This window comes from Cloacibacterium sp. (assembly GCF_047601505.1).
Lineage (GTDB): Bacteria > Bacteroidota > Bacteroidia > Flavobacteriales > Weeksellaceae > Cloacibacterium.
The window spans coordinates 1,637,616-1,648,903 of record NZ_JASGJD010000001.1 but is presented as its reverse complement, the minus strand read 5'-3'; the positions used below and the strand labels follow the sequence as shown (position 1 = coordinate 1,648,903).

Here is an 11,288-nt window from a genome sequence, read left to right as displayed (position 1 = left end):
AATTTTTGTTCTATATGAGCAAGAATCTTACCAAAAAATGGTAGCAAAAATACTTTTCCTTACTTTTTGGAACGGCTATATTTTCACAGTATTTCATAAAAAGAAAGATGCAATTTTCATCAATTTGGTTGGATTTGTTCTCATTATTTTTTTAATTTTAAAATTTTTAAACCTAGAATTCTTCATTAAATGGCTGATTATATTAATATTAGGAACACTTTACAATTCTAATATTTTCAACATTAATATCAGAGAATTTTGGTTGGTAAAAACCTTTTATGTAGGTTTGGTTTGGGCAATGAGTTTGGTTTGGCTACCGTTAGAAAATTTTCATTTAGCATGGTTTCTCATTATTTTTTTATTTACCTCTGCCATTACTTTTCCGTTTGAAATTAGAGATTTAGGAAGAGACCCATTTCCCACTTTACCAAAAGCAATAGGAATTAAAAATACTAAAATACTGAGTGTGACTTTTCTTCTGTTTAGTGGAGTTTTAGCTTTCATTTATTTAAAAAGAAATTTTGCCATTTCTTTAGGAATAACAATAGTTATAAGCATAATTTTAGCAATTTTTTCTGGTAAAAAAAGAGACGATTTGTATTATTCTTTTTTCTTGGAAAGTTTGAGCGCTTTGCCATTTTTAATTTATTTTATTTTAAATTTGAAAAATTAAAATTATCCACAACTTTGTCCTTCCGAAGGAATCTAAATACCCATTTTTGGTATAAATGCTTCTTAGCAAGACAAACTAGATGCTGAGTTTAAAATGTTCGTTAAAAATTTAAAAATCATCAATTTTAAAAATCATCCCGAAAAAACTTTCGATTTTTCTTCGGATATTAATTGTTTTGTAGGAAATAATGGCGCCGGAAAAACCAATATTTTAGATGCACTGCATTATATTTCTATGGGAAAAAGTTTCTTGGCAGTTTCTGATTTTCAAAATATAAGAACTTCTGAAACCGAAAATAAAAGTAAAGATTTTTTTTCAATAGAAAGTGAAATTGTAGGCGAAGAAAAAAACGATATTATCAAAATTTTACTTCAAAAAGAATCTAAAAAACTCATCAAAAAGAACGAAAAAACTTACGATAGAATGGCAGATCACATTGGTTTTTTGCCCAGCGTAATTATTTCGCCTTACGATGCAAACCTTATTTCGGATGGTGGCGAAAGCAGAAGAAAATTTCTAGATTCTATGATTTCTCAAACAGATTCTGAGTATCTTTTTAGCCTTATACAATATCAAAAAACGCTTCAACAGAGAAATGCGTTGCTAAAATATTTTCAAAAAAACAGAACCTTCGATTTAGATTCTTTGGAAATTTACAACGAACCTTTGAATAAATTTGGAACTCAAATTTTTGAAAAAAGACAACGATTTGTAGCATCCATTTTGCCAACCATTCAGCATTTTTATAAAATTATTTCTAAAGGAAACGAAACCGTTATTGTAACTTATGAAAGTGATTTGAATGTTTTCGACTCCGCAAAAAATGATAGAAGTTTTGAAATTTTATTAAAAGAAAATTTAGAAAAAGACAGACTTCTAACTTATACTTCCAAAGGAATTCACAAAGACGATTTGCGATTTGAAATGAATGGTAATTTGATTAAAAAATTTGGCAGTCAAGGGCAACAAAAATCTTTTCTTATTGCTTTGAAATTGGCTCAAATAAAGAGAATTAAAGAAATTACCAACAAAAATCCGATTCTGCTTTTGGATGATATTTTTGATAAATTAGATGATAACCGAGTTTCACAATTGATAGAATTGGTAAATGAACAAGATTTCGGGCAGATTTTTATCACAGATACACACAAAGAACGAACAGAAAATGTGGTAAAAAGAATTAATGAAGAAAGTAGAATTTTTGAAGTTTGAAAAATTTAAAATGAAGACAATTAATGAATTAGAAAAATTTTTAGAAGAAAACTATCCTGAATTAAACTATTTTGTAATTGGCAATTATGGAAAATATGGAAATGACGGTTTTGGTTTAGAAAAATTTGGAAGTTTATTTGTTTGGTTCTATTATGAAAGAAACAATCGAGAAAATTTAAAATATTTTAGAACTGAAAAAGAAGCAGTTGATTTTGTTTTATCAGAAATAGAAAAACTAATTAAGAAATAAAACTCTCGCTGATTGAGCAAATTTTGCTGATAAAAACCTGCTAAATCTATAGGACAATAAATCAACAGATTGCTTCGCTGCGCTCGCAATGACATGAAAAAGAAAAGAGAATATCAAAGTTCTGAATTGGTGAAAAGTTTTGCCAAAATCTATGGTTTTGAAGATAAATTAATGGCAATTCAAGTAAAAGATTTTCTGGAAGATTATCTTGACAATGCTCTTTTCAAAGAAATAGAGAGCGTAAATTTAAAAGAAAAAATTCTCGAAATTAAAATAAAATCTGCACTTCTTAGAAATGATTTCCGAATGAGAAAATCTTTCTTCCTTAAAAAATTTCAAGATGAATTTGGGGCAGAAAATTTTAATGATTTGTATGTTTTGTAGAATCTTCCATTAGTTTTTTAGAACTTTCGTCTAAAGTGGAACGAATTGGCAAAAAGAAAATTAAAGGATGTTTTAAGAAATAGGTAAAAATATGCTTATTGAGCGTTCTAACCTCTCCAAATTTCAACTTTCTAGACCTAAAAGCTAAAAACATAGACAAGCCAAAACTCACCAAAAAATTACAAAATCCTATCAAAAATACCGTTACAAAAGAAACCCAAAAAGTGTACTGGTCAATAGAAAAATCTTTTCCATAAAGCCCTAATGCAAAGTTTCCCCCTGCAAAAGTAATGTGTCTAATATCAAAATCTAAATTGAAAAAATGCGCAATAGTTGCCGTAGAACCTAAGAAAATACCTAGCCAAAAATTAGATAAAATTCCGCTCCAATTTTTTGAATAATATTTAGACAAACCTTCAGCAAAACTTTGTCCAAAAATATTTTTGATATATGGATTTTTCTCAATTCTTTCAGGAATTTTATAAAAAACCGAACGGTTGCCCACATTTCCTGCTATAACACCCGAAATAAACAAATAAAAACCTGCTAAAGATGCATGTAACAATGCTTTAGAATGAAAAGGGTCTAAATCGTGAATGAGTTTTGTAGCTTTATCGCCTGCAGCAAAGTTTTGTCCGAAAAGTACATCCAAACCATATATTATTGCCAAAGCTATAGGAAAACTCCAGAAAACATTTCCTATAAAAGCAATAAACTGGCTTCTAAACAATTTAGATACCAAATGCGAAAATTCTGTATAATTTTTTCGAGTATTTCTAGTATCCGAAAGCACTTTTGCCATGGTAGCAGCCGTCATTGCTGGCTGTTTTGTAGCCAATGTAAAGTGCATTAAATATATCATAATAAAACCCAAAGCATAATTGAAAGAATACAAAAACGCGTGATAAAATTCACTACCAGGAAAAGATGCATAGAGCATTTTCATAACACACAAAGCCCCAACAATTATACCGCCACCACTCGCTTTTTTCAACATGATGATATATTCTTTTGGCGAAGTAGTAATATAATTTGTACCTGTTTCTGCAGTGTGAGAAGTAATAAGATGAGACATTAAAGTAGTGCTATCATACACCAAATCTCTAATATTGTTTCGGTGAGATTTATACTCTAAAATACTGGTAACTAATTTTTTAGACTTTATAATAACATCAGATTCTTTATTAATGACCAATAAATCTAAAATTTCTAAAATTCTCTGTAATTGCTGTCTTATTTTGAGCAAAGCGAGATTAATTTTACTAGAAATTCCGTATTTTGAAGAATTTTTAAAAGCCGTATTCACAAAAGTGAAACCTTGTTCTAAATAAATTTTAATCTGCTTATAATGAACATTTTTAGAATTGAGAACAATGCTATTATCCTTTTTAAAATCTTGAAAAAACAGTTCTAACTCTTTTTGAAGTGCCAAAAATGGATTGTCAAAATCTTTATATTCTGGCGCCATTTTCAAAACATCTACTTCTAATGCATTTCCTGCAACTCTCCAACCAAGAATATTCATAGAAAAGATAAGTTCTTTTTTTACCTTGGGAATTGCAATTAATTGGTCTATTTCTAATAATTTGAACAATTCATCAGAAAGTTCTTTAGAAATATTTTTTATGTATTTAAAATCTGCTTTATCTCGAAAGAAAACCTCCGAAATCACTTCAGAAACGGTATTTTCTTCTTCTACAGGTGGTAAAAATTTAGCTAAAACTCTCTTTCTTAATTCCGGGAAAAAGGCATTCTCCGACAAAATATTGGCTTCTGTAAGAGACAAATTGAAGGCTCTACCAGCGAAAACATTTCGTAAATAATAAACAAAGTTTTCTTTTATTTCTGGATTTTGTTTTAAAAACTCTAAAAAATCTTTTACATTTTCTTTTTGAAGCGTTTGGAAAACATGAGTAAGCGGTTGCAAATCACGCGTTTCGTTCTTGATAGAAAAATATCTATCAAGCAACTCCATTGTACTTTCTTTATCTAAAAATTTTCTAAAATTCACCAACAATTAATCTTCTAAAGTCATATAATTCATTTGTTTCAAAACCCTAGCATGTTTCCTAAGCATTGCTCTGGTAGGATTTTTTGGGTCGTATTTTTTCGGACTTGGCAATACCACAGCAATCCAAGCAGCTTCAGATTTGGTAAGGTCTTTAGAACTTTTGCCAAAATAATATTTCGAAGCGGCTTCTATCCCGAAAACGCCTTGTCCCATTTCTATAGAATTGAGGTATCTTTCTAGAATAATATTTTTATTCCAAACTTTTTCTATTGTAAACGTAAAAACTGCTTCTAAACCTTTTCTGAAATAACCGCCACCGTTCCAAAGGAATAAATTTTTGGCGGTTTGCTGAGAAATAGTACTTCCTCCTCTTATTTTTTTCTTTTTCTGATTGTCTGCGTAAGCTTGCTGAATTGCAGTAAAATCAAAACCATTGTGTTTGTAAAAATTTTGGTCTTCACTAGCAATTACTGCACGTTTTATATTTTTCCCCATCTCATCAAAACTAATGTAATCTCTGTCTAATTTTTGGTACTTTACAAGACCTTCAATCTGAATAATGGTGATTATAGGATTAAAAAATCTTCCCCAAATGATAGAAAGTACACTGATGATAACTATAATATAAATAACACGTTTGATGAACTTCCACATATTTCTATAAGTAATAAATGATGAGTAATTATTGATGAATAAAGGTACAAAAATAAAACTATTTTATTCTTTTCATATAAACTAAGCTATCTTTTGTGAAAATTTCGGGATGAAAAATCTTAATATAATCTTTCAAAACCAAATCTGCACGCACTACTCCACTTTCAAAATAATCATTAGCATGTTCCTTTTCTTTGCCTGCAATAGTATAAATTCCTCCAGAATTATAAACATTCATCTTAGCATAATTAGGATTAATTGCCAATAATTCTTTTTTGTCTTTATGATTGCCAACATTTACCCAAAAATTTGCATTTTTTGCTTTTACAAAAACCTCTTCAAAACTTTTGGGAGTAGAAATTGTCTCTTTATTATCACCAAAAATATACTCAGCATTAGCATCTTGTATAAAATGAGCAATTTGAGTTCTTCCTCCAGCCACAAACCATTGACTTCCATACATTTCGTTAGTTAAAACTTTTGGTTTTACAGGTGATTTAAGAGCTAAATTTTTAAATTTATGATAATTACTTTCAATTTCACTATAAATTAAAGCTGCTGGTTTATCCATTCCCAATAATTTACCAAAAACTTTAATGTAAGCTGCTTTTTCTAAAGGATTCTCTTCTAAATATTCATCTAAAAAAATAATTTCAATACCATTTTTTTTCAAAACATCATAAGTATTCTCGAAACTTGCAACATAATTGGTAAAAATAACATCTGGTTTATACGCAATAATTTTTTCTATATCGTACTTTTGCTCGTTGCCAATATTTTGAATTTTATTTTCTTTGATGAGTTGATGAATTTTATCCGAATAAATATATTCCGGGCTCGAAACGCCAATAATTTTTTCTTCCGCACCCAATTCTGCAATATAGCCTACCAAACTAGAATTTAGTAACATTATTTTCTTGAAAGGTAATTTAGAATGTGGGATTTTGTATGAAAATTTCCCAGAGGTAAGTGTTAAAAAATCTCCATTTTCTTTAAAGTAAACGTTTTTTGAGATAGAGATTTCATCCGTTTTTAGTTGGTAAGTTTCTTTCTTACAAGAAAATACAAAAAAGAAACTCAAAATAATAAAAAAAAGCTTTTTCATACTTCAAAGAAAGTAAAAAAGTATTATATTTGCAAACCAATTAAAAACGGCCTCGTGGCGCAACTGAATAGCGCATCTGATTACGGCTCAGAAGGTTACAGGTTTGAATCCTGTCGAGGTCACAAAAATCCTGAGAAATTAATTTTTTAGGATTTTTTATTGCAAAAAATTTAGATTTAGCTTTACCTTTAATCCTTCGGCGAAGATTGTTTTTGAAATATAATCTCTATTTTTGCGTTAAAATAATTATTTCACTTTACATTCATCTTTTATCTTTAGAAAAATGTCTTTAGAAATTAGCAATCTTACCAAAAAATTTGGCGAACAAACTGCACTTAACAATATCAATATTGAAATTAAGAAAAACGAAATTATAGGATTACTTGGTCCTAACGGCGCAGGAAAATCTACTCTAATGAAATCTGTAGTTGGAGTAATAAAAATAGATGAAGGAAAAATTATCTTTGATGGTAAAGATATTACAGAAAACGAAGTTTTTTCTAAAAAAAATATTGGTTTTTTGCCAGAAAACAACCCACTTTACCAAGAAATGTATGTGAAAGAATATTTGCAATTTGTAGCAGATATTCATTGTATTTCCAACGAAAAAGTAGAAGAAATTATAAATTTAGTAGGAATAACACCCGAAAAAAATAAGAAAATTTCTCAACTTTCTAAAGGCTATAAACAAAGAGTTGGATTAGCACAAGCAATTTTGCACGAACCCAACTTATTAATTTTGGATGAGCCAACCAATGGTTTAGACCCTAATCAAATTGTAGAAATTAGAAATGTGATTAAAGAAATTGGAAAAGAAAAAACGGTAATTCTTTCTACCCACATTATGCAAGAAGTAGAAGCACTTTGCTCGCGTGTAATTCTTATTCACAACGGAAATATTGTGCAAGACACAGATATTGCCAATTTCAAAGGCAAATTCCAAAACTTAGAAGAAGCCTTTTCTAATTATACTTTATAAAAATCTTAAGATTTGTTTTTTCTACTCGCAAATTTGAGCATTTTAACACTATCTTGACGGAAAAGCAAAACTCCAATAGAAATTCCTATTGCCAAAGTAAAGAGCAATGATGCTGTAAGTACAAAATAATGAAATGTATTTTCTAAATCTTGAGGAGTTCTAGACAAACCTGTTTCATCGGTCAATTTTATAAAACCAAGCATTGTTTTATAAGCATACAAACCAGGAATCATGGTAATACAAGCTGGCATTGTAAAAACTACTGGCGGCGTGTGAACTCGGTGAGCCAAAACAATTCCTAACAAACCAATAAGCACTGTACCAGAAAGTGTAGAGGTAATTAATCCTAAACCAAAGCCATCGTGTAATAAAAATTTAAGAGAATGTCCCAAACTTCCTAGCAATCCTGCAATAAGCAAAACTCTATTGGGAGTATTAAACAAACTAGCAAAACCTATTGCCACGAAAAAAGCCAAGAAAAAATCCTTAAAAAAGTGAAGTAGTAATTCCATTATTTATTAAAAATTATTAATTCCGAAAATTAAAATACTAATTGCCATTCCTACAGCAATACATAACAACACAAAACCAGCTTGAAAACCTCTGGCAATACCAGTTGTAACATAACCTTCTATAAAATCTATCACTCCATTTACCAAAGGAACTCCTGGTATAAGATATAAAACACCAGTTGCAAGAGCTTTTTCTGGCATCTCTCCCATAAAGGTAAAAACGTTAATAGAACAGATTAAACAAGTAACAAAAGAAGCTAAGCTCATTGCAATCATCAGATTAAACTTTCTTTTCATCATTTCTTGCCTGGTAAACAAACCTAAGAAAGATGCTACAAAAGAAAAAGACGCATCAACATAGTTGCCACCTGCAATAAGACAAAGACAAGAGCAAGCAAGAGCTACTAAAAAAAGTGTTTGATATCTATTGTGATGTTTAATTTTTTTGATTTGTTCGAATTCATCAAAAATTTCTTGATAACTCAGCCCATCACTTACAGCTCTCCAAGAAAGCAGACTGGTTTCTGTTAAAATACCAAAATGAACACCATGAGAAGGTAATCTTTTGTAATGAGTAGCTTTTTCCGAAGGATTATTTTTCATTTTAGTGGTTAAAATAATTCCGTTAAATGAAAAAAACGACTCTATATCTACTCCAAAAACATCCGCAATACGCGTTATATTTCTATCAATCCTGCCACAATTGGCACCAGAAATCATTAGAGTAGATCCTATGTCTAAAAGAAGTTCATTGTACTTTTCAATCAGTGGTTTATCATCCAATTCCATATTCATAGGTTAAAAATTTCAGTTGCAAATTTACAAAATCCTCTATTTAAAGCATTATAAATTATGCTATTATAAATCATACCAGAATATGAAAAAAAGTTGCCGTCAATTCAAAATATTTTCTATAAACAAATAAAACTATAGTAGGCATTTATATTTTTCTCTTTTTTCATCAAGAAAGTATTCAAACTGACGGCGGTAAACACAAAGATTAAAAAAACTATTCTAAGATTTTAAAATTTTTAAAATTAAAGTGTAACATTAACCACTCCATAATCTATGGTTAAAATTGGTTCATAAAAACTAATTGCAGAAGTATCTCCACTTCCTAAATATAGTTTTATACCATTATTTATTATTTCTTGAGTAATGATAATTGGTGATAAAACCAATTCGTCTCTTACGGTTGTAAAACCGCTTGTTTTAGTCTTTTTAAACATTAAGTCTTTTATTTTAGTACCTCCAGTTACAGTTCCAGCACTTGCACTATATACTGCATTACCCGTATAAGCAACAAAACGAGAAGCATCAGAATTAGAAGTTGTTTCTTGATATTTCAAAGAAATATTGATTGTCATTGTTTGTCCTAATAATTGCTGAGGAACATTAATTTTCTTGTTAACATTATCCCAGATTACAAAATTATTAGGTGCTGCAGATAGAGGATTATTGACAATTATATCATCACCACTACCATAGTCACAATCAAATAATTTCAATTTTGGAGAACCTGGCGCACTGAATGGTGACGAATTGTAAACGTAAGTATTTACATCATTTAAAAGCGCATTCATTGGTTTAATAACACTATTATAAATATTGGTAAAATTAACTTGTCCTAAACCAGTCCATTTTGTACCATCCCAATAGTAAATTCCTTTACCTGTGGTTGTATTTGTATTATAAACCAATAATCCTTCGGCTGCGGTAGTTGCAGTTACAGGCGCTTTAGTATTTAAATCGGCAATATTAAAGTATGGCAAAAGAAAACCTTTATGATCAGAGTTTAAATGCAATACTGAAGATTCATCTGGGGTTGAAGTGTTTATCCCTACTTGGCTCATGCCAATAATAGAGAATAACCCCACTAATAGGGTGTAAAGTTTAGTCATCATAACGTTGTGTTTTGAGGCAAATGTACAAACACAACAATATCAAGACAATAATGCAAATTACGTATTTTTCAAAAAAAACGAATTTACTAGACCATTAAAGCCTTATTTCTCACAGTCACATTTCTGTCTAGACCTTCTAGAAAGGGCATTATCCCAAAATGGATAAATTTTTATTCCGAAATAAATATCTGCTGCTTCAAGCTTTTTTTGTTTAAAAAATACAGGTAAAATATTATCACTTCCTATAAAAATTGGCCCAAATCTTAGATAACCTCCAAACTGTAATTTTTTGTATTCGAACATCGAAAATTGCGCTGCGTAAGTTAAATATCTATTTGTTTTAGCCAAATTCACATAAAACAAATTAGGAGATTTGAATGAATTTTTAGTTAAAGGTACTCTTTGTGTCAACCCAAAAGTAACATATCTGTTTTTCAATAAATTACCACTATATGAGAGATGAATTGCAGTAGGCAAAGCTACTTTAAAAGTAGTAGATTGCAAAGAAACATCAGGATTACCATAAACATGAGTACTCAATTCTTTAAAAAAATCCGAATAATTATTCACATTTTGAAAATCAATATTTTGATTAATCACAAAAGGTGAACCTTCGTAAAGATGCTTCTCTCCATTTACTTTTATAAAACCAATATCTGTAACAGAAAATGCTAATTTTTGAAAATACTCTCCATTTTCTTTATCATAATTTCCGTAATCTACATAAGTTAAGCCAAAATCTGCGCCAATAGAACTTCCGTTATTTTTTGGCTCGTATTTCTTTTTATCAAAATTATAAGAGCTTGTAACCATTGCCTCTGCGCTATAATTTTCATAATATAAAGTATTGGTAATTTTGTTATAATCAATATTATAGACATTATTTTCTCTCACAATTGCAGCGTCCCAAACTTTAGATTGCTTAAAAGTAACGCCAATATTGAGTTCTGAAGTTTTGTTTTGAAGAAAAGATTTAGAAATAAAAAAATTATTTTCTTGAAGCGTAGCCACACTTGCAGAAAAAGGCTGAAAAACTCTACTAAAAGCCGTTTGATTTATAAAATTTTCGTATTTATATTGATTATCAAGATTGAATAAGCTACCAAACGTTCTTAATCTGGTATAAAAACCCGCTGCAAATTCATGTTCTTTTATTTTGAATTTAACCGCAACAGCAGGTCCTAAAACATCTGCCTGAAAATATCCGTTAAATTTTTTATAATCACTAAATCCAATTGTGTTCTTAGGTAAATCTGATTGATTACTGCCATTATTTACCACTAAATTATCTGCGCCAGAAAGCCCTAAAAGACTTTGTTGAGAAATAAAACTGTAATTATTGTTAACAAAAACATCAGCCGAAACCAAATTTACTTCCCAAGGATTAGAATTTTGTAAAAACGCAGAAGGATTGCTCACCAAAGCATTGGTATATACAAAACCATCATTCTTTACACCAATATTAATCTGTGAAAAAAAGAATTGTACGCAAAAAAGAAAAACAAACTGAAGTTTTTTCATAAAAACAGCTGTAAAAAGTAGGTAAATTTCGTGAAAATTTTTCAAAAAAAATCCCACTCTAAAAAAATAGAGTGAGAATTTTC

12 protein-coding genes and 1 tRNA gene are annotated in these 11,288 nt (G+C 29.6%); 6 read left to right on the top strand and 7 right to left on the bottom strand.

Features of this window, described 5'->3' with window-relative positions; translation table 11 throughout:
• Nucleotides 1-37 precede the first annotated feature (37 nt).
• The 4 genes from QM746_RS07740 (at nucleotide 38) to QM746_RS07725 (ending at nucleotide 2,519) form a co-directional block, all read left to right on the top strand.
• On the top strand, nucleotides 38-673 hold the full coding sequence (locus QM746_RS07740) for a hypothetical protein (protein ID WP_414983686.1): 636 nt from the start codon (nucleotides 38-40) through the stop codon (nucleotides 671-673).
• Between the two features lie 93 nt (nucleotides 674-766).
• Nucleotides 767-1,885 (top strand): DNA replication/repair protein RecF, encoded by a 1,119-nt coding sequence (recF, locus tag QM746_RS07735; RefSeq protein ID WP_414983685.1) that lies wholly within the window; start codon nucleotides 767-769, stop codon nucleotides 1,883-1,885.
• Between the two features lie 10 nt (nucleotides 1,886-1,895).
• Nucleotides 1,896-2,135: a hypothetical protein gene (locus QM746_RS07730; protein WP_414983684.1), complete on the top strand. Its 240-nt coding sequence runs from the start codon at nucleotides 1,896-1,898 to the stop codon at nucleotides 2,133-2,135.
• A 93-nt stretch (nucleotides 2,136-2,228) separates the two neighbouring features.
• Nucleotides 2,229-2,519 carry a hypothetical protein gene (locus tag QM746_RS07725; RefSeq protein WP_414983683.1) on the top strand — a complete coding sequence of 97 codons (291 nt, stop codon included), beginning with the start codon at nucleotides 2,229-2,231 and terminating at the stop codon, nucleotides 2,517-2,519.
• Here QM746_RS07725 and QM746_RS07720 read toward each other — a convergent pair.
• From QM746_RS07720 to QM746_RS07710, 3 genes are read right to left on the bottom strand one after another with little or no spacing between them, the layout of a single operon-like run.
• Entirely contained in the window at nucleotides 2,497-4,494 is a 1,998-nt protein-coding gene (locus QM746_RS07720) for a recombinase (RefSeq protein ID WP_414985132.1), read from the bottom strand. The genes QM746_RS07725 and QM746_RS07720 overlap by 23 nt on opposite strands.
• A gap of 42 nt (nucleotides 4,495-4,536) precedes the next feature.
• Complete coding sequence (gene mtgA / locus QM746_RS07715; RefSeq protein WP_414983682.1) at nucleotides 4,537-5,184, bottom strand: monofunctional biosynthetic peptidoglycan transglycosylase; 648 nt, start codon at nucleotides 5,182-5,184, stop codon at nucleotides 4,537-4,539.
• 58 nt (nucleotides 5,185-5,242) lie between these two features.
• Nucleotides 5,243-6,289 (bottom strand): ABC transporter substrate-binding protein, encoded by a 1,047-nt coding sequence (locus QM746_RS07710; protein WP_414983681.1) that lies wholly within the window; start codon nucleotides 6,287-6,289, stop codon nucleotides 5,243-5,245.
• A 48-nt stretch (nucleotides 6,290-6,337) separates the two neighbouring features.
• Here QM746_RS07710 and QM746_RS07705 point away from each other — a divergent pair.
• Both QM746_RS07705 and QM746_RS07700 read left to right on the top strand, forming a co-directional pair.
• Nucleotides 6,338-6,411, top strand: a tRNA-Arg gene (locus QM746_RS07705).
• Between the two features lie 161 nt (nucleotides 6,412-6,572).
• On the top strand, nucleotides 6,573-7,268 hold the full coding sequence (locus QM746_RS07700) for an ABC transporter ATP-binding protein (RefSeq protein ID WP_414983680.1): 696 nt from the start codon (nucleotides 6,573-6,575) through the stop codon (nucleotides 7,266-7,268).
• A 5-nt stretch (nucleotides 7,269-7,273) separates the two neighbouring features.
• Here QM746_RS07700 and QM746_RS07695 read toward each other — a convergent pair whose 3' ends face one another.
• From QM746_RS07695 to QM746_RS07680, 4 genes are all read right to left on the bottom strand, one after another.
• Nucleotides 7,274-7,780 (bottom strand): threonine/serine exporter family protein, encoded by a 507-nt coding sequence (locus QM746_RS07695; protein WP_374360727.1) that lies wholly within the window; start codon nucleotides 7,778-7,780, stop codon nucleotides 7,274-7,276.
• Nucleotides 7,781-7,786: 6 nt separating this feature from the next.
• Complete coding sequence (locus QM746_RS07690) at nucleotides 7,787-8,575, bottom strand: threonine/serine ThrE exporter family protein (RefSeq protein WP_414983679.1); 789 nt, start codon at nucleotides 8,573-8,575, stop codon at nucleotides 7,787-7,789.
• A gap of 242 nt (nucleotides 8,576-8,817) precedes the next feature.
• Nucleotides 8,818-9,684 (bottom strand): hypothetical protein, encoded by an 867-nt coding sequence (locus QM746_RS07685; protein ID WP_414983678.1) that lies wholly within the window; start codon nucleotides 9,682-9,684, stop codon nucleotides 8,818-8,820.
• 102 nt (nucleotides 9,685-9,786) lie between these two features.
• Nucleotides 9,787-11,205: a hypothetical protein gene (locus QM746_RS07680; RefSeq protein ID WP_414983677.1), complete on the bottom strand. Its 1,419-nt coding sequence runs from the start codon at nucleotides 11,203-11,205 to the stop codon at nucleotides 9,787-9,789.
• Between the last annotated feature and the right edge of the window lie 83 nt (nucleotides 11,206-11,288).